At 54.0% G+C, this 18585-nt stretch carries 16 protein-coding genes; 4 read left to right on the forward strand and 12 right to left on the reverse strand.

Going from position 1 to position 18585, the window contains the following annotated elements:
* Positions 1-6: 6 nt before the first annotated feature.
* The 6 genes from H7F11_RS06135 to uvrA form a co-directional block, all read right to left on the reverse strand.
* Positions 7-285 (reverse strand): metal/formaldehyde-sensitive transcriptional repressor, encoded by a 279-nt coding sequence (locus tag H7F11_RS06135; RefSeq protein ID WP_193658068.1) that lies wholly within the window; start codon positions 283-285, stop codon positions 7-9.
* Positions 286-583: 298 nt separating this feature from the next.
* The gene (locus H7F11_RS06140) at positions 584-1354 is read right to left on the reverse strand and encodes a hypothetical protein (protein ID WP_193658070.1); all 771 of its coding nucleotides are present in this window, start codon (positions 1352-1354) and stop codon (positions 584-586) included.
* A 382-nt stretch (positions 1355-1736) separates the two neighbouring features.
* Complete coding sequence (locus tag H7F11_RS06145; protein ID WP_193658072.1) at positions 1737-3257, reverse strand: Do family serine endopeptidase; 1521 nt, start codon at positions 3255-3257, stop codon at positions 1737-1739.
* A 99-nt stretch (positions 3258-3356) separates the two neighbouring features.
* The gene (gene trxA, locus H7F11_RS06150) at positions 3357-4226 is read right to left on the reverse strand and encodes a thioredoxin (protein WP_193650193.1); all 870 of its coding nucleotides are present in this window, start codon (positions 4224-4226) and stop codon (positions 3357-3359) included.
* 85 nt (positions 4227-4311) lie between these two features.
* A complete protein-coding gene (locus tag H7F11_RS06155) occupies positions 4312-4866 on the reverse strand; it encodes a hypothetical protein (protein WP_193650194.1) in 555 nt (184 codons plus the stop codon).
* Between the two features lie 41 nt (positions 4867-4907).
* Positions 4908-7709, reverse strand: coding sequence for an excinuclease ABC subunit UvrA (gene uvrA, locus H7F11_RS06160; protein ID WP_193650195.1), 2802 nt, complete (start codon positions 7707-7709; stop codon positions 4908-4910).
* 102 nt (positions 7710-7811) lie between these two features.
* Between uvrA and H7F11_RS06165 the strand changes: the two genes are divergently transcribed.
* Entirely contained in the window at positions 7812-8291 is a 480-nt protein-coding gene (locus H7F11_RS06165) for a single-stranded DNA-binding protein (RefSeq protein WP_193650196.1), read from the forward strand.
* A gap of 197 nt (positions 8292-8488) precedes the next feature.
* A complete protein-coding gene (locus H7F11_RS06170) occupies positions 8489-9592 on the forward strand; it encodes a Fic family protein (RefSeq protein ID WP_227485308.1) in 1104 nt (367 codons plus the stop codon).
* Positions 9593-9655: 63 nt separating this feature from the next.
* Here H7F11_RS06170 and H7F11_RS06175 read toward each other — a convergent pair whose 3' ends face one another.
* A complete protein-coding gene (locus tag H7F11_RS06175; protein ID WP_010637640.1) occupies positions 9656-9844 on the reverse strand; it encodes a YqaE/Pmp3 family membrane protein in 189 nt (62 codons plus the stop codon).
* An 85-nt stretch (positions 9845-9929) separates the two neighbouring features.
* Between H7F11_RS06175 and H7F11_RS06180 the strand changes: the two genes are divergently transcribed.
* Positions 9930-11258, forward strand: coding sequence for a DUF445 domain-containing protein (locus H7F11_RS06180; RefSeq protein WP_193650197.1), 1329 nt, complete (start codon positions 9930-9932; stop codon positions 11256-11258).
* Positions 11259-11482: 224 nt separating this feature from the next.
* Positions 11483-11815: a hypothetical protein gene (locus tag H7F11_RS06185; protein WP_193650198.1), complete on the forward strand. Its 333-nt coding sequence runs from the start codon at positions 11483-11485 to the stop codon at positions 11813-11815.
* Here the strand turns inward: H7F11_RS06185 and murI are convergent.
* Genes murI through glgC form a run of 5 tightly spaced genes read right to left on the reverse strand, consistent with a single transcriptional unit; the run spans position 11812 to position 18581 of the window.
* Entirely contained in the window at positions 11812-12597 is a 786-nt protein-coding gene (murI, locus tag H7F11_RS06190; RefSeq protein ID WP_193650199.1) for a glutamate racemase, read from the reverse strand. The two genes, H7F11_RS06185 and murI, sit on opposite strands and share 4 nt — an antisense overlap.
* Before the next feature lie 3 nt (positions 12598-12600).
* Complete coding sequence (locus H7F11_RS06195; protein ID WP_193650200.1) at positions 12601-13545, reverse strand: ROK family protein; 945 nt, start codon at positions 13543-13545, stop codon at positions 12601-12603.
* Entirely contained in the window at positions 13538-15565 is a 2028-nt protein-coding gene (locus H7F11_RS06200; protein WP_193650201.1) for an alpha-amylase/4-alpha-glucanotransferase domain-containing protein, read from the reverse strand. Before H7F11_RS06200 ends, H7F11_RS06195 begins: the two co-directional genes overlap by 8 nt.
* 3 nt (positions 15566-15568) lie before the next feature.
* The gene (locus H7F11_RS06205) at positions 15569-17269 is read right to left on the reverse strand and encodes a glycoside hydrolase family 57 protein (protein WP_193650202.1); all 1701 of its coding nucleotides are present in this window, start codon (positions 17267-17269) and stop codon (positions 15569-15571) included.
* A 4-nt stretch (positions 17270-17273) separates the two neighbouring features.
* Positions 17274-18581: a glucose-1-phosphate adenylyltransferase gene (glgC, locus tag H7F11_RS06210; RefSeq protein ID WP_193650203.1), complete on the reverse strand. Its 1308-nt coding sequence runs from the start codon at positions 18579-18581 to the stop codon at positions 17274-17276.
* Positions 18582-18585 lie beyond the last annotated feature (4 nt).

Consider the following 18585-nt stretch of genomic DNA (forward strand, 5'->3'; position numbering starts at 1 on the left):
ATTGCCTCACTTCAAGTAGGTACGAATTACTGCTATAAGCTGTTCTGTCGCTTCCTGATTCAGAGCCTTTGGAAAACTGGTTGTATCTACCAGATGGGTGCGGACATGATCTTCAACGACCTCTGCCATAAATCCAGCAATGGCACCACGCACACTGGCGATTTGCTGCATAATCACTTCGCAGCCTCTTTCTTCCTCTAATGCATGCTCTATGGCTTCAATCTGCCCCCGTATTCTGCGCAGGCGGGCAAGCAGCTGTTGCTTCTCTTTAATGGTATGTGCCATAGAGTCAGTATAGAGTACCCCCCTACCCTATGCAATGCGGCCAAAAAAAGGTGATGCAGCCTCATATACCGCCAGGAGAGTGCGTTATTCCCTTGGTTCGTGGCACACACATAATACAGGGATGCCGCCACCGAATATGAAGCCTCGTGTGTCCAGAGCAATGCCGTACGCTGGATAAAAAAGCCGATCAGGTTCGGACTCCTGCCCGATCCGGCATAGATGTTTTCATATCCCGTAAAATGGCATTCACAGGCCGGGGGTTTCTGTGACCATAAACCCCTCTCTTTCGCATTAAATTTTAGTTGGGATCGTCCACTCTGTGAATTATCAAGTAGGTGAGCAGCATCAGAATGACCAATGTTAGCGATATGCTCACCGGACCCGTACCCAGACCAAGGCCACCGAACTGAATGGGTTTGTCTGTCCAATCCGCGAAAGAGGCTCCCAATGGTCTGGTCAAAATATAGGCAATCCAGAAGGCAGCTATTTCATTAAGATCGAACATGAAATATGCAATCACGGGAATGCCAAACATTATGACAAACAAGATCCCCGATTCAAGGTAGCCTAAATCCAGGCTCGATGCAGTCATGTCACCAGCGGCGGTGCCCAACGCAAAGGTGGCTACAATGGTCGCCCAATAAAAAGCCTCGCGCTGAGGTGTATGCACACTGTGAATGGAAAGCGTCTTTTCTTTGAGCTTCCAGATTCCCAGAATCCCGATCAATGCCATCAGAAAAACGGATGTCGAGATATCATAGGGGACACCCAGTACGACATGGGTAACGTCCGCTATTTGAGTCCCGAAAATGCTTACCATGATAACAGCAAACCAGTAATAGTGTGCTTTATATTGATTGCTACGCATCTGCAGCCAGAGAGCAATCAGGAATAATAAACCACAACCAATAACAGCCAGATAGGGGTTCGTGTGAAATACGAGAAAATCTGACGTGGCCTCTCCCATGGCAGTAGTCAGGAGTTTCGCTATCCAAAAATAGGCGGTAATTTTAGGTACCTTCAGGAGTGGTGCATTTCCGGAAGTGCGGTTGAAGACAGCTGTGTTCATTGACGTTCCTTATTTTCTCTCTCATGAAACTGGTAGCAAGGTGGCAAATCAGCTTGTCTACCCAGTATGTCAAAAGTTCTTGATAGGATTAACGCCATCCTTAGATCAAAGCGAAAAGCCTGGAAATAAGGACAAAAGGGTATTCACAATGTCACTACAGGCTGGAATACCCAGAAGCTATTAATCTGGAATAGAGATTTTATACCAAAGTGATGCACCGATTAAAGCAATTAAATAATTCGTACCAGGTTCTGTTCCAGAATGAATGGATGAGATGGACTTCCTCTTCCGCCAGCTGTGACTCGATGCAAAAAACTAAAATCCCCTAACTACGTTGTCCATTATGGTTTTGGGGACAACACGCGTGCCAATGCACAGTGTACTATTTCTTTGCCGGGGTAATGACCACATAGATGCTCGCTTTACCCTGACGGACCAACATGGGAATGGGTTGGTCTTTTGGTAACCCGGCGACAATGTGCGCCAGCTCGCTGACATTTTGGACATCCTGCTGATTGATCTGCTGAATGATCATCCCGGGCATCAGGCCCGCTTCAGCGGCAGGGCCTTCACTGACACCTACCACCACGACACCATGGTGAACATCCAGCTGTTTTTCAATGTCTGGAGTCAGATTTTGAACATGAATATCCATCCGACTGATTTTCAGGGTCTTTGCAGGCGCTGCCGGTTGGGTACTGCCGGGCTGCTCGTCCATGTTTTTCGGCAGGGCGGTGACCAGAACATTTTTGGTTTCCGCGACGCCATGATGAAGGATGCCCACGCTGGCATGGGTGCCGGGAACCGTGTTGCCGACCATGGGCGGCAGTTGGCCGACGTTGTAAACCGGTTTGCTGTCATAGGTCACAATGACATCACCGGGCTGGATGCCAGCCTTGGCAGCGGGGCTGCCCGGCATCACCGAAGCCACGAGGGCGCCGACCGGTTCCTGAAGATGCAGGGCTTGCGCCATTTGCGGTGTGACATCCTGCACTTCGACACCCAGGTACCCGAACTGAATGGGTTTATGGTCCTTGAAGTCCTGCACCACGCGCATGACGGTATTGATGGGGATGGAGAAAGACAAGCCCATGTATCCGCCGCTGTTGGTGTATATCTGATCATTGATGCCGATTACCTGGCCCTTCATGTTAAAGAGCGGACCACCGGAATTGCCAGGATTAATGGGCACGTCGCTCTGGATGAAAGGGATGTATTCGTCATCAGGCAACGGCCGGTTCATGGCGCTGACTACCCCCTGGGTGACGGTATTGTAAAAACCGAAGGGCGCACCTACCGCCAGCAACCACTGGCCGACTTTCAGATGATCAGAATTGCCGATGGGAACTGTGGGCAGATCCTTGGCATCAATTTTCAGCAGGGCCGTGTCGTAGCGCACCGAAAGTCCGATCAGTTTGGCGGGATAGGCATGATGATTGGTCAGGGTGACGACAATATGATTGGCACCCCGTACTACGTGACCGGCGGTGACAATGTAACCATCCGGGCTGATGATGAATCCAGACCCCAGAGATTGGATTTTTTCGTGCTGCTGATGGCTGGGACCGGCTTGTCCGGGTGCGCCGAAGTGCTGAAAAAACTGGTAAAAAGGAGAATTTGGCGGAAACGGGTTGTGCTGTTGGTGGATGACTTTGTTGGTGGTGCTGCTGATGTTCACCACTGCCGGACCATAGCGATCAATAATGGGGGTAAAGTCCGGGAGGGCAACCAGCGCCTGTTGGGGTGCGGTGTTGGTGTGGATGGATAAGGCGGGCGACGTAGGGGTGGCATCGGCCTGTGCCCATTCGGTGGCGCCCAGGGTAAAACCAAAGCACGCAGCGACAACAGCAGTAATCAGTAGTTTCGGGCGTTTCAACAGGGTTTTCGGGCGACTATTCGCCATAGGACTCTCCTTTGGAGTTTTGGTTCTGCAGCATTGACGCATTTGCGTTTAGACTCGGTAATAAAGCATCTAGTTCCTGCCTGATGTCTACCATAGCACTTAATACAAAGCGCGGGATAATTTGGTGCGGTATTGCTCAACCAGTGGTCCCTGATTGCTGTGCAGGGCAAAAATCTTCAGAACAGTTTTGCGGGCGAGGCCATCGTCGTAACTTTTGTGTCTTTCCACCATTTCAATCAGTTGATCCAAAGCGGCAGCTTCCTGGCCCTGCAAAAGCAGAACCAGCGCCCGTTGATACATGGCCAGAGCGCGCGTGTCGCCTTTTTCATGGGCAATGGTCGTCTCCAGCTTGGCCATGGGCGGAGCTTTGCGCGCCGCATCCGTAAATTCCAGTAATGCTTTCAGGCCTTCGACCTCGATTTCCATCTGAAACAGAGGGGACATGGCATCAATTTGTGCCTGAGCATCCGCATGACGTCCCTGTTGTATGGCGAGATGGGCCAGTGCCAAACGTGCCTGATCGTTTTGAGGGTTTGTTTGCAGGGACTCTTCCAGAAGTGACTGGGCTTCATCGGTTTTGCCCTGGGCCATGGCGGCCATGGCCTCGGCGCGCAGATCATCGCCGGGCTTGGGTAAATGTTTTTCAAGAAACTGGCGGATGGCCGACTCCGGGAGAGCACCGGTGAACTCATCTACCACTTTACCGTTTTTGAAAGCCTTGACTGCGGGAATTCCGCGCACCTGATATTCCCGGGAAAGTTCCGGGTTTTCATCAGAATTGATTTTGGCCAGAACAAAGGCTCCCTGCATTTCTTCCGCCAGCTTTTCGAGGACAGGACCCAGGGCGCGACAGGGTCCACACCAGGGTGCCCAGAAATCCACGAGGACCAGGGCCTTTTGGGAAAGCTCAATAACGGCTTCCTGAAAATTACCTAAGTTGACTTCGAGGATGTGTTCACCAGTGGCCATGCAATACTCCTGAAAATAAAAAGACGTTGACTCGGGAAATTGGGGCGATAAAGCAACATTTCAAGCTTTTCGGGTGGAATGGACCTTATTGCAATTCGGCTTTGGCGAGTTCGTCCAGTACCCCCTGAAGCAGGCTGCGACCCAATGGTCCCATGCCTTTTTCCAGCTTGCGGCGATCATCCAAACCTCGGGACAAGGGGCCGAGAGCGGCCCCCATACGGGCCATGTCGCCCCCGGCTTTTTGCATTTGACTGGCCATTTGCCCCAACCAGGCGACGGCCTGGGGGTCGCCCCGACGCGCGGCAAGGATGACACTGGCCAGCCCTGGGGCCGCCAGTCCCGGGTCGGCCTGCCCCGTACTTTTGGGGAGCGTTTCGGGATTTTGCAGACCCATCAGAATGGATTCGACGATGACACTGTCTTCTTCATCCAGTCCCTGCAGTAAACCCAGTTCACGCTTGCCAGCCATAATCTGTTGAATGACCGCCACCAGTTCTCCCCAACCATTCGCAGCGGCGACGCGCAGGTGGTCGTCGACAGCGCCGCGCAACCGGGGGTTCTGGCAGGCTGCAACTACCTGCAGGATCAGGGCGGCGTGGGCGCTGCGGATTTGTTCACGGCGTTCGGGGAGAACGGACATATTCACGGCTCCAGGTCATGTTTACAGGACTATTGTGCAATTTATCGGGATAAATGTCGCGCCAGATAGTGACCGGTGTGTGAAACCGGATTGCGGGCGACTTCGTCAGGGCTGCCCGTGGCGATGATTTGCCCGCCTCCGGAGCCACCCTCGGGACCCAGGTCAATAATCCAGTCGGCGGTTTTGATGACATCCAGATTATGTTCAATGACCACAATGGTATTGCCCGCATCGGCGAGCTTCTGCAGGACCACCAGGAGCAGGGCGATATCATGAAAATGCAGGCCGGTGGTAGGTTCATCAAGAATGTATAGGGTGCGTCCGGTATCCCGTCGGGATAATTCCCGGGAGAGCTTTACCCGCTGGGCTTCGCCACCGGAAAGTGTGGTGGCGGACTGGCCGAGGCGCAGATAACCCAGCCCTACATCCAGCAGTGTTTGCAATTTGCGGGCAATGGCTGGTACCGGATCAAAAAACTGGCGGGCATCTTCCACCGTCATTTCGAGAATTTCGTGAATATTTTTGCCCTTGTAATGCACATCCAGGGTTTCCCGCTTGTAGCGTTTTCCGGCACAAACGTCGCAGGGTACGTAAATGTCCGGCAGGAAATGCATTTCAACGCGAATGACGCCGTCGCCCTCACAGGCTTCACAACGGCCGCCCTTGACGTTAAAACTGAAGCGCCCCGGATTGTAACCTCTGGCCCGGGCCTCGCTGGTGGCGGCAAAAAGCTCGCGAATCGGGGTGAACAGTCCGGTATAAGTGGCCGGATTACTCCGGGGGGTACGGCCGATGGGACTTTGATCAATGGCTATGACTTTGTCCAGGGCTTCCAGGCCACGCAGTTGCTGATGCGCAGCCGGACTCTGCGTGCTGCCCATCAGAACCCGCGCGCAGGCGGGATACAAGGTGTCATTGATCAGCGTGGATTTGCCCGAGCCGCTGACGCCGGTGATGCAGATAAACAGGCCGATGGGAATTCTTGCATCGACTGATTTCAGGTTGTTGCCTGTCGCACCGATGACTTCCAGCCAGCGTTGCTGGTCGTGACGGCGGCGTTCGGGAATTGCAATGCACAAATCACCAGTCAGGTAACGACCGGTGAGGGAGTCCGGATTGGCGCGAATCTCTTCGGGAGTACCCTGAGCGATGACTTCACCCCCGTGGGTACCGGCGCCGGGGCCCATATCCACTACATGATCTGCAGCGCGGATGGCATCTTCGTCATGCTCTACAACAATGACGGTATTACCCAGGTCACGCAGATGTTTGAGAGTGCCGATCAGGCGGTCATTGTCACGCTGGTGCAAGCCGATGGAGGGTTCATCCAGAACATACATGACCCCCACCAGACCGGCACCAATCTGGGAGGCCAGGCGAATGCGCTGGGCTTCGCCACCGGAAAGGGTTTCTGCGGAACGATCCAGACTCAGATAGGCCAGACCCACATCTACCAGAAACTTCAGGCGGCTGCTGATTTCCTTCAGGATTCTCTCGGCGATGATGGCTTCCTGGCCCTCCAGTTGCAAATTCGCAAAGTGTTGCAGGGATTCGCGAATGGGCAGCGCTGACACTTCCTGAAGGGCCAGAGGCCCCACCTTGACCATACGGGCTTCTTCACGCAGACGGCTGCCGTGACAGGACGGACAGCGCAGGCGGCCCATGTAACGCATGATTTCTTCCCGCGCCAGATTAGACTGGGATTCGCGCAGGCGCCGTTCCAGTCCGGGAATGACTCCCTCAAAATGAATCTGATGCGTCCGTGAACCTTGCTGCACGGTAATACGTTCGTCGGAACCGTGCAGAATTTGCTCACGCACTTCAAAAGGCAGGTCTTCCCAGGAAAACTCCAGGGAAAAGTGAAAATGAGCGGCCAGCGCATTCAACAAGGGGGTGTAATGTTCCTTGTGGCGCTTGGTCCAGGCGGCGATGGCCCCGGCGCTGAGGCTGGCACCCGGATCAGGAATAATCAGGTCTGGATCAAAAAAGGTAATTTCTCCCAGGCCATCACAACGTGGGCAGGCCCCTGCCGGATTGTTGAAAGAAAACAGCCGGGGTTCGAGGGCCGGAAAGGAACGTCCACAACTGGGACAGGCATGGTGGGCGGAGAACAGGCGTTCTTCCTGATGTTGCGGCCCCATCAACACGGCGATGGCCTGGTCATCGGCGAGGCTCAGTGCGGTTTCCAGGGATTCCGCCAGACGCGGCCCACTGTCCTCGCGCAACACCAGGCGGTCAATGACGGCTTCAACGCGATGTTTGCGTTTTTTGTCCAGGGTCGGAATGTCATCCAGTTCGAGCATTTCCCCATCTACCCGGGCACGAATCAGGCCTCTGGCCCGCAGCGCGCTGATCACCTCTTCATGACTGCCTTTGCGATCACGCACCATGGGGGCGAGAATCATGAGTTTTTCGCCTTCAGGCAGGGCCAGTAATTGATCTACCATCTGGCTGATGGTCTGGCTCTGAATGGGTGCTCCGCAACACCAGGGCGTGCCAGTGCGGGCATACAGCAGACGCAGATAGTCATGGATTTCCGTGATGGTGCCGACGGTAGAGCGGGGATTATGGGAAGTGGATTTCTGTTCAATGGAAATGGCGGGCGATAGCCCTTCAATGGCATCCACATCAGGCTTGCCCATCAGCGACAGAAACTGCCGGGCATAGGCCGAAAGACTCTCCACATAGCGGCGCTGACCTTCGGCATAGAGCGTGTCAAAAGCCAGTGAGGATTTGCCCGAACCGGATAAGCCGGTGATGACAATGAGGCGGTCCCGGGGCAGGGTCAATGAGATGTTTTTGAGATTATGGGTACGTGCGCCCCGGATCTGGATATGTTCCATGTAGCCGTAGCCTTTTTGGGTTCAGGAATGAGTTTTTCTCTGGATGGGTTAGTATAGGGCTTTCGGGGACGGCCGTCCCCTTGTACTCAAGGAGATCTGACAATGGCGGGAGTGAACAAGGTCATATTATTAGGACATCTGGGCCGGGACCCGGAGATGCGCTATCAGCCCAGTGGTGCTGCTATCGCCAATTTCAGTATTGCCACCTCTGAAAATTTCAAGGATCGCGAAGGGAATAAACAGGAACGCACCGAATGGCATCGTATCGTGCTATTTGGACGTACTGCCGAAATTGCTGGCGAATACCTGCGCAAGGGCAGTATGGCTTATGTGGAAGGCCGATTGCAGACCCGCAAGTGGACCGACAAGGAAGGTCAGGAGCGCTACACCACTGAAATTATCGGTGACCGGCTGCAATTGGTGGGTCCACGCGGGGGCGGTGGTGGTGCAGCCAGTTTTGACGAAGAAGATCATGGCGGCGGTCATTCGACGGGTGCTTCTTCAGCTCCGGCCAGCAGCGGGCGCAAACAGGATACCCCACCCCCGCCAATGGAAGATTTTGATGACGATATTCCTTTTTAAAAACCACCAAACATAAATTGTAAACATAATCCCGGAACGTCTTGTACTTTCTGGGATTTTTAATGTGCGCGAAACGGGCTACACAATGCCAACCCGGCAGACAGATCTTATTCCGACTAAACTTGACGTGTATATAAGAATGGGTTTTCCTATGCATATTTCTCGCGATATGTATAGGTCGAGTTGTTTTTCTTTGCATGTTTCGCCATTCCATCTATTCGGGAGCAACCATGACACTTGAGCCGCTGCATCAGCTCGATCCGGTACGGTTCGAAACTGCTCCTATTCTGAAGAAGCTAGTAAAAAGCAGCCGTAAGCTTGCGGAACTCAAGAGTATGGCACGGACCATCCCGAACCAGGGCATCCTGATTAATACTCTGGGTTTGCAGGAAGCCAAAGACAGTTCCGAGATCGAAAACATCGTCACGACGCACGATGCATTGTTCAAGGGCGAAGCTTTAGAGCGCGTGTATTCAGACCCGGCTACCAAGGAGGTTTTGCGTTATCGGCAAGCGCTTCGCACGGGCTTTGAGGAGGTGCGCAAAACCGGGTTGATTACAAACCGGCAAATTCTGAAAATTCAGGAAGCACTGGAACAGAACGACGCAGGCTTTCGCCAGTTACCGGGCACTGATCTTCAGACCGATACAGGCCGGGTGGTCTACACTCCACCGCAGGACAATAACGAGATCATCCGCCTGATGGGCGACCTAGAGCGATTTATCAATGACGATGCCCTGTTCAACGTTGACCCGTTGATCAAGATGGCTCTGATTCATCATCAGTTCGAGAGTATCCACCCGTTTTACGATGGCAACGGTCGAACCGGGCGCATCATCAACGTGCTTTATCTGGTCAAGGCTGAGTTGCTGGACATCCCGTTGCTTTATCTCAGCAACTACATCGTTCGGAACAAAGGGGAGTACTATCGCCTGCTTCAGGCCGTTCGGGATGATGAAGCCTGGGAAGAATGGGTTATGTACATGCTGGATGCTGTGGAACAGACCGCAGAGCAGGCCATCAAAATGATTCAAGCGATCAGCCTCGCCCTGATGGACTACAAGAAGCGAATCCGGAATCAGTTTCGCTTCTACAGCCAAGACTTGATCAATAGTCTGTTCCAGCATCCTTACACCAAGATCGCCTTTTTTGAGCGCGATCTTCAGGTTTCACGTCTGACCGCAACAAAATACCTCGACGATCTGGCCGAAGCGGGTTTTGTCGAAAAGGTCAAGGCAGGACGAAGCAACTACTACATCAATCTGGCATTGATCCGCGTCATTAAGGAAGACGAACGCTGACCGAATGCCAACTTGAGCAGGAAGTCTTATCTTGGTTAACCGATATCGGCTTAATAAGGGCCTTTAACGTCCCAGCGCTTTCTGGATTTTCTGATCGGTCTTGTACTGGCTTAAGGCGTAAACCGCCCAGATGGCCGCCGGTATCCAGCCCAGTACGGTGATTTGCAGAAGCAGGCAGATGATGCCTGCGAGCGGCCGGCCAATGGTAAAAAACACCAGAAAAGGTAAAAAAATCGCCAGAATAAGACGCATGATCCATACTCCCTGCCAATAATTATGTTTGCATATTAAATGGCGATTTCTACAGAATGCAAGTCTCCGTGCTAAACTCGCTCACATGGTTGCCGATAATAATGAACCCCCAAAAACACTTCTGAATCCTCGGCCAGGAGAACGCCTGCAAAAATTGCAGGTGATGCGTCGCTGGGCTTTGGTTTTACTGTTGCTGGCATTGCTGTTGTTCTTGTTTTCAGCCAGTCAGGGATTTTTGGGCATTTGGGCCTGGACCGGGGCATTTTCCGAGGCCGCCATGGTGGGCGGGCTGGCGGACTGGTTTGCGGTGGTGGCCCTGTTTCGTCATCCGCTGGGTCTGCCCATTCCCCATACGGCCATTTTGCCGAGAAACAAGGCGCGTCTGGCGAAGCGTCTGGCCACGTTCATTCGTGATCATTTTCTGGAAAGCGAAGCCATTGTCCGCCTGTTGCGCCGCGCCGATCCCGCCACCTGGCTGGCGCAGTGGCTGATCCAGCCGGAAAGCAGCCATCTGCTGGCCCGGCAATTGACGACGTTGCTGCAAAAAGCCCTGGCGCTGACTGATGATCAGGAATTGCGTGTTGCCCTGCGAAGCGCGCTGGGTCGCCAGCTTCAGCGCGTGGATGGGGCGCGCTGGATGGGAAATATTCTGGCATTACTGACAGAAGACCACCGTCATCAGGCCCTTCTGGAAGATGGTATTCAGCGCCTGCGCGAGTGGCTGGATGGGGAAGAAACGCAGGGGCTGCTGGCCGAGCAAATAGCAGCCATTCTGAAACGCGCCTATCCCACCTTGTTCTCCTGGATGAGTGCGCTCATGGACCCTGCCACCCTGAGTGATAATCTCGCGCGAAATCTGGTAAAGGCCGCGCATCAACTTTTGCAGGAAATCGAGGACGATCCCGAGCATCCACGCCGCCTGGCTTTTGATCGCTGGATGGCTGATGCGATTGTGCGGCTGCGGACAGACGCCCGGTTTCAGGAGCGTATCCGGCGTTGGCAAAATGGCCTGATTTCCCATCCGGCAGTGCAGGAGTATGCAGATGGTTTGTTGCGCGACCTGCGCGCCTGGCTGGACAAGGATCTGCGCAGTCCAGATTCCCGTTTACGGGGTCAGATTCAGGTTTTGGCCGGGCAGTTGGGGACATTTTTGGCGGAACAGGCAGTCTTGCGGGAGGCCATTAATGATTATCTGGAAAACAGTGCTCGTCGTTTGGCCCCGGCCATGCGCGATGGTTTGGCGCAGCATATTGAAAAAACCATTCAGGACTGGCCCGAAAAAGACATGATCCGCCTGCTGGAAGAAGGGGTGGGGACCGATCTGCAATATATTCGGGTGAACGGAACCCTGGTCGGCGGTCTGGTGGGTGTATTGATTCATGCCCTGGCGCTGGCTGTGCCTCTACTCATATAGAGGTGCTGCCGATGGAATCAAATGGTCCGGTATGGCCCGCATGTGCATTGGGTCTTCTGGCCCGAATTGGCCATTTCAACCTGAGCAGATTGCTGGATTGATGTTGAGGGATTTGTTTTTTCAGGTAGTTACCGGGAAGGAACAAATTTTGCTGGATTGAGGATTGGAGTAATGTCCGGTCGGTTGTTTCATTCTGAACAAGGTTTGTAGAGGGAGGTGCATTTATGAAGCGTCTATTGATGAGTGTGATGGCAGCAGGCACCCTGATGATGGCGGGTTTTGCGACGGCGGCGACGGTTACCGCTACAGACGCGCAGCATGCGCTGGCGGCGGCCAAGACGGCCATGGCAAAAACTTCAGCCGTGCATTATTTGTGGCTTTCCACCCCGAAAATTTATAAAGAAGCCGAAGCGGCAGACAAAGCCGGTAAATATGATGAGGCAGTGGTCAAGGCCAAGCATGCGGAGGAACTGGCTAATCTGGCTTACGCCCAGGGCGAAGCTCAGGCCAAAAAATATGGCGTGAAGTTGACGGATCATGGGGCCCAGATGGACTAGGTTTTGACCCCGTGAGCGCGCAGCAGGCGACGGGCAACTTGCGTTTTTTCAGCAGCGGCGGCGGTAAAATAAAAATCAATGGATGCTTCAGTGGGCAAATCCGGTGGCGTCTCGGGGAGACTCCGTATGTCGATCCTGCGACATAATTGCCGCGCCACGCCATCATTTCCATCCAGGGTGGGAATATTCCGTCCATTTAGCTCTGACAGCCAGTTGCTGATCCAGCAGTAATGGGTGCAGCCCAGCACAATGACTTGAGTGTCTGTCGAGTAATAAGGCAGAACATGATTGTGCAGATACTCCTGGACTTGCTGCTGCCAGTCATTGCTCTGGGATTCAATGCGTTCTGCCAGACCCGGGCAAGCAAGAGGCTGCACGCGTTGTTCGGCATTTGGTAATTGCGTCAAGAGATTACGAAGCTTTTCACCGGTGACGGTCATGGCTGTGGCCAGCAGGAGAATACTGCCTTCGGGATAAAGCATCAGCGCTTTTTTGATGGCGGGCTCAATACCGATGATGGGCACGTCCGCATATTCCCGCAGAGGTATGGCTGCCGCGCTGGTAGCCGTGTTGCAAGCCAGTACCACGGCATCTACGCCTTGCCGGACAAACCAGGCATAAGCAATTTCCGTCCATTGTTGTACTTCGCCGGCGGTTTTGTCGCCATAAGGACTATGAGCGCTATCGCCATAAAACAAAAAATGGGCATTCGGCAAATAACGCAGGCAGGAGAGCAGGGTGCTGAGGCCACCCAGTCCGGAATCAAATACACCAATTCGCATCGGTTATTGGCTGAGTTCCTGATCGGCCAGCAGGGCGACCCCGCGCATTCCGGCGAGATCATCATGATTGCCGCGTTTGACTTCCACCTCGCCGCGCAGCGCGGGAATCAAGTCAGCGTCCAAACGTTGTAATAAGGCTGGCGCAAAACAATCCCAGGCCGCACTGACCCCGCCTCCCACCCGAATGACCCGGACATCGGCAACCTTCAAAATGCTGGCCAGGGCTTGTCCCAGATAATCACCGGCCATCTGAAAGGTTTGACTGGCTTCGGGGCGTCCATCGCAGGCCATCTGGGCAATAACGGCAGTATCCGGTGCTGTGCCGGTCAGTTCCACGTAACTGGACTGGATTCCGCGTGCCGAGGCATATTGTTCCAGGCAACCCTGATTACCACAGCCACATCGTCTTCCGCCGGGGACCACGATGATGTGCCCTATCTCCATGGCGGTTCCATGTTCACCGCGCCAGGGGCGGTCGTCATGGACCCACCCACCACCGACACCGGTACCCAGGCCGACGTACAAGAGATCGCGCAATTCGGGATTTTCCTGTTTTTCTTCCCAGAATTCGCCATATCCGGCAGCATTGGCGTCATTTTCGATGAGTACAGGCAATTGGCAGGCATTCTGAACGGCACTTTGCAAATCAAAGTGGATGAGTTGCGGAATGTTGGGCGATTGCAGCAAAACGCCTTTGGCATTCACAAAACCGGGCACAGCCACCCCGACTCGAATAATTTCCGGGTATTGATGGCGGAGTTGAGCAATGCCTGCTTCAAGCAGTTCCGTGAACAGTCGGGCAGCGCTTTCTGAATCGGCTGCCGCAGCGCATTTGGCGTGCAGATCTACTTCATGGCGAATACTGTCCAGACAATCATTACCCCGGAAAACCCCAAAACGTAAATTGGTGCCACCGACATCAATACCTATGGTCAGTTTCTCAGTCATAGGCGATGATCTCCGTAAGGATTTCGATATGTTGCGTCTTGCCAGCCGTCAGGTCCCAGTAAAAATCCAGTTGCAGGGCCTGCATGATTTTTTCAAAGCCCGCTTCGGATTGGGAAACGGTCATATGGGGCGCAGCCTCCCAGCGCACCGGCGGATTGCAATGGAGGGTGATTTTACCGCCCATCACGGCATCTTCCAGCACGATTTGTCGGGTTTTTTCACCCTGGATGGGAAGTCCGAAGCCACCCTGGGATTGCCCATCCGCAAAAAACTGTCCCGCCGGCCCATCACAACTGGGCATGGCCAGAAATAGCCGAGTCTGAAAATGGTGAGACTCTGTATTGTGTTGGGAAGCTGGTGATTCTATCCGAAAATGCACCATCATTCCTTTATGGGCGAGGCTATAGGCTTTACTGACCGCCCAGCTGTCAGCGATACCGCCCGCAAAATGGGGAGCATCCTGAACGATGCTGCTTTCCGGATACGTGACTGCGACATTATCCAGCCACTCCTGAAAACTGTGGCAGGGGGCGGTGTCGGCAAGCAGATCATCTGCCTTAATTTCTGTTTTGAAGCTGATGCGGTCGTGGGCGGAAGCAATACCTTCACTGGGAGCCGCATGATCCACTGCCCCGTGCCGGATTTTGTCGTAGTAGGCCTCGTCGCGCCGTGCCAGTGTATCCCCAAGATTGTGATGCAGTTTGTAACAATCCCACTCGGCTACGGCGGCGGAGGGCGTCGGGCGAATGATCAACTGTTGATCGTCATTGTGATAATACAGCTCTTCATGGCCATCCATATCCACGTCAATGAACTGCAAACCTGGCCGTGCCTGGATTTTATCGAGCTGCGCTTCCAGTCGAACCATGGCATGGTACACCGCCCGGCGCAGGTGCGGCAGATAAATGCCGCCAAACAGCCCGTGCCAATAGGCATCATTGGCCTGGGTTTCATGTAAATCCGCACGCATCTGCTTGCTTTGCTGGCGCTTGGGCAAAGCATGAAAGCGCCGGGATAATTGCAGCATGCGTTTCTGCATCCAGTTGGACTCGGGATATCGGGTCAGAAAGTTTTTCCATATTCCGCCACGAATGAGTGGCTTGCGTAGGTCCAGGCGGCCTGCAGCCTTTTCCTGTTCCAGAAAAGCCGCGTAGTTGCGGGCCGCATCCGGTGCCAGTGTCCATTCGTTCATTTCACTGTAGGACACCGTGGGCAGATAAATCATACCCTGGGGCCGATGCTGGTGCAGATAATCCTTGAAACGCATGGGTTGAATATGTGGAGAATTCAGGACGCCCTGGAGAAACTGTTCCAGCCAGCCTTTTTCATAAACCCAACTATAAGTCTCCGGCCAGACCCCGAATTTTTCGATGTCATCAAAATAAATCCCGGCGCTACCCGGATTATGCGCGGATATTTCTTCGATATAAGTGACTGCGGCAGCGGCCTCCGAGAAAGGCAGGCGATAACGCAACGCTTCGGAAATGGGGAAAACATCGATAGCCTGGCCATTTTCTTCGGTGCGATGAAAGCTGCCGAGTTGGTCGCTAGAGGCCCCCGCGCAGAGAAAGTGATAATCGTCCACCATCACATATTGAATTCCCGCCTCTTGCAGGGCGGGAACCACGCTGGGATCCCAAACGCGCTCGGTCAGCCAGGCCCCCACCGGGCGCTGTCCGAAATTTTTGTCCAGTCGGTCGGCCATGGCTTCCAGTTGGGTGATGCGATCTGCATGGGGAATAGCCGCCAGCACCGGTTCGGTGTCCCCGGCGCCCACCAGCTCCGCCTGCTGGCGGGTGACCATTTCCTGCAGCAGTTTCATGGTGTTGGGGTGTTGTTGCACCATATATTGTAGTAACCAGCCACTGATATGAATGGCAAAGGGAAATTCAGGAAAGCGATGCATGGCTTCAAGAAAGGGGTGATAACAGCGCATTACGGCGTCATCAATCACCTGCGGAAAATTACCAACCGGCTGATGGGCGTGGACGCCCAGGAGGAGGGGGGTGCTGTGGGTCATTGCTTATCCTTCCATATGGGTGCGGCGCATGGTACCTCCAGATTCGGCGGGTCCCCCACCATGACTGATGGGTTCGTTGAGGGTTTCTGGAGGAGAAATTTGCATCAGGTTATAAAGTTTGCGCAGGTTCATCCTGAACAGGTGATCAAAATCCCTGACCGAATCGGCAGGATTGTAATCTCCGAACCACCAGAACCAGTCCGAGCCCTCGCAACGACCTAACTGTTCAGTGATTTCTTCCTGCAGTTCGGGGGTGAGTCCGGCAAAATGCTGGTCAACATCCTGCTTGGCGGCGCAGAGCATATCCCAGGCCCGGTTTTTGGCCCCATCGCCAATCCAGGTGCTGAAATTGCCATAGACCCAACTCCCGGCGGCAAGATCCGGAATGCTTTTAATGGCTTCCGGATGGTCCTGGACATAGTCGCCGAAGGTACACATTTTGATATGGGGATGATTGGAAAGGGCCCGGTAGAGCTCGGAAAGAAAATAGTAGCCATTGTAGGGGTAGTATTCCCAGGCATTTTCTCCATCAAGAATGATGCTGACGACGGGATGATCCTGATCTTCGGTCTGGCGCCAGATGGCTTCGAGCTTATGCACGAAATCGATGACTGCATCGTGGCCAAACCAGGTTTTATAGTCAAAACCGATGGTGTCAGAGAGCGCGTCATCCCGAAAAAACAGCGCCGGTCCCTGATTTTCGAGGCGATAAGCCTTGTATAAATATTCGGCCCGACCGCGTGGTGCAGAATCGTCATCGCTGCGCAGCAGGCTATGCGTGAGTACGCCTTCTCCCGAAGCCGTCCAGGTCACTTGAGCCTCACCCAGCATTTTGACGAAGGCGGCAGAAACCCCGCCCTCTGCTGGCCACATGCCCTGGGCGGCAATGCCGAAATGTTGCGGATGATAAGTCTGAGCGCGTTTAATATGCCAGCGCACACGCTCGACCCCGCCAGGGTACTCAGGGGATTCGGGCAATGGCGCATCGGGTATGGCTTCCCGTGCGGCGGCAAAGTCCAGCATCAGGGGGCCAATGGGGTGGTAGTAGGGGGTGGTGGATATTTCGATACGTCCTGCTTCTGCCAGGGCGCGGTAACGGGGAATCAGTCCGCCGATCAGCTCACCGAGAAAGCGTATTAAATCCTGCCGGTCTGCGAGCGTGAAACCGTGTCCCTTGTCCATCAACTTCTTAATGAGCGGGCTGCCGCGCCGCACGGTTTCACCAGTCCAGGCCAGGTGATACCAGACCAGCAGATCGGCCAGAAACTGAATGGACAAATAGTCAGAAAGTTCCGCCGGATCACTGTGCATGATGGTATATATTTCATACAGTCGGCGGTATCCGGGAAAGGGATTCAGCATATGTTCCGGATCCAGTCGAAAGCACTGTTCCATGAGGTGATGACGTTGCTCATTGTTCAGGGTTTTTAGATCAGTGCTGGCCAGGGCGATGAGTAGAGGATCGCGAAAATGCCCACTTTCAAACTGACTGGTGTAATCTTCAATCTGCTCAACGAGAATCGGCACGCAGTTAAATACGCCCCGAGCCATGGGGTTTTCCTCATAATGGGCGATCATGTCTGCATAATCCTTGCAGGCGTGCAGGTACGTCCAGGGCAATGCGTATTGCCCATCCGCATTGCGATAATCGGGCTGGTGCATATGCCAGCAGAAAATGACATGAAGTGCGCGTGCGGGGGGCATGAGGTCACCTCACAAAATGTAGTTGCTGGCCTAATAACTCCGGAGTAATCAGAGTGACGCCATTGGGCGTTCGATAAAAGCGGCGGGCGTCTTCGGCAGGATCTTCGCCCACCACCAGCCCGTCAGGGATGATAGTACCCTTGTCGACGACGACTTTACGCAGGCGAGCCCCTTCGCCCATGCGCACGTTGGGCAAAATCACCGAATCTTCGATGAGGGTATGGCCATCATTGACCCGGACATTGGAAAACAGCAGGGAACGACGGACCGTAGCCCCACTGATGATGCAGCCTCCCGAGACAATACTGTCCAGGGCCATGCCGCGTCTTCCTTCGTCGTCAAAGACAAATTTGGCAGGCGGGAGTTGTTCCTGATACGTCCAGATGGGCCAGCGGCTGTCGTATAAATCCAGATCCGGGGTTACATGCACCAGATCAATGTTGGCAGACCAGTAGGCGTCAACCGTACCGACATCCCGCCAGTAGCAACGACTGGCCTTGCCTTCATTGCTGGAAATGCAGCTGTTACGAAAGCGGTGAGCCATGACCCGATAGCGTGACACCATGTAGGGGATCAGATCGTTGCCAAAATCATGGCTGGACTCGCGACTGTCCGCATCGCGGATGAGCTGTTCATACAAAAAATCCGTGTTGAAAACATAAATACCCATGCTCGCAAGCGCACGGTCGGGGTTGTTGGGTGTGGGTGTGGGATCGCTGGGTTTTTCGGTGAAACCGGTCACCCGATCTTCGTGGTTGACGGTCATGACCCCAAAACCTTTGGCCTCTTCCAGAGGGACCTCAATGCAGGCGACGCTCATATCTGCCTGACTTTGCACATGCTCGGCGAGCATCTGACCATAGTCCATTTTATAAATATGGTCACCAGCGAGAACAATCACATAACGCGGCCGATGGGCACGCAAAATGTCAATATTCTGAAAAATCGCGTCTGCGGTTCCCTTGTACCAGCCGGTATTCATGCGCTGTTGGGCAGGGAGGATTTCAATAAACTCGCTGAACTCGCCTCTCAGGAATCCCCAGCCCAGCTGAATGTGACGAATCAAGCTGTGCGCTTTGTACTGGGTCAGCACACCAATACGGCGAATGCCGGAGTTCATGCAGTTGGATAAACAAAAATCAATGATGCGGAATTTGCCCCCGAAAGGCACGGCAGGTTTGGCGCGCCAGTCGGTCAATGGTCCAAGGCGACTGCCACGACCGCCAGCCAGGACCAGGGCGAGGGTATTTTTGGTGAGGTTACTGACAAAGCGCGGGGAATTGCTGGGGCCACTCTGGTTTTCTTCGGACATGCTC

The organism is Acidithiobacillus sp. HP-2, from assembly GCF_015100155.1.
In the GTDB taxonomy this organism is placed as follows: domain Bacteria; phylum Pseudomonadota; class Gammaproteobacteria; order Acidithiobacillales; family Acidithiobacillaceae; genus Acidithiobacillus.

Bases quoted from the DNA above. Each gene is read 5' to 3' on its own strand.
- H7F11_RS06135 (WP_193658068.1), bottom strand. From the start codon at position 285: ATGGCACATACCATTAAAGAGAAGCAACAGCTGCTTGCCCGCCTGCGC.
- H7F11_RS06140 (WP_193658070.1), bottom strand. From the start codon at position 1,354: ATGAACACAGCTGTCTTCAACCGCACTTCCGGAAATGCACCACTCCTG.
- H7F11_RS06145 (WP_193658072.1), bottom strand. From the start codon at position 3,257: ATGGCGAATAGTCGCCCGAAAACCCTGTTGAAACGCCCGAAACTACTG.
- trxA (WP_193650193.1), bottom strand. From the start codon at position 4,226: ATGGCCACTGGTGAACACATCCTCGAAGTCAACTTAGGTAATTTTCAG.
- H7F11_RS06155 (WP_193650194.1), bottom strand. From the start codon at position 4,866: ATGTCCGTTCTCCCCGAACGCCGTGAACAAATCCGCAGCGCCCACGCC.
- uvrA (WP_193650195.1), bottom strand. From the start codon at position 7,709: ATGGAACATATCCAGATCCGGGGCGCACGTACCCATAATCTCAAAAAC.
- H7F11_RS06165 (WP_193650196.1), top strand. From the start codon at position 7,812: ATGGCGGGAGTGAACAAGGTCATATTATTAGGACATCTGGGCCGGGAC.
- H7F11_RS06170 (WP_227485308.1), top strand. From the start codon at position 8,489: ATGTTTCGCCATTCCATCTATTCGGGAGCAACCATGACACTTGAGCCG.
- H7F11_RS06175 (WP_010637640.1), bottom strand. From the start codon at position 9,844: ATGCGTCTTATTCTGGCGATTTTTTTACCTTTTCTGGTGTTTTTTACC.
- H7F11_RS06180 (WP_193650197.1), top strand. From the start codon at position 9,930: ATGGTTGCCGATAATAATGAACCCCCAAAAACACTTCTGAATCCTCGG.
- H7F11_RS06185 (WP_193650198.1), top strand. From the start codon at position 11,483: ATGAAGCGTCTATTGATGAGTGTGATGGCAGCAGGCACCCTGATGATG.
- murI (WP_193650199.1), bottom strand. From the start codon at position 12,597: ATGCGAATTGGTGTATTTGATTCCGGACTGGGTGGCCTCAGCACCCTG.
- H7F11_RS06195 (WP_193650200.1), bottom strand. From the start codon at position 13,545: ATGACTGAGAAACTGACCATAGGTATTGATGTCGGTGGCACCAATTTA.
- H7F11_RS06200 (WP_193650201.1), bottom strand. From the start codon at position 15,565: ATGACCCACAGCACCCCCCTCCTCCTGGGCGTCCACGCCCATCAGCCG.
- H7F11_RS06205 (WP_193650202.1), bottom strand. From the start codon at position 17,269: ATGCCCCCCGCACGCGCACTTCATGTCATTTTCTGCTGGCATATGCAC.
- glgC (WP_193650203.1), bottom strand. From the start codon at position 18,581: ATGTCCGAAGAAAACCAGAGTGGCCCCAGCAATTCCCCGCGCTTTGTC.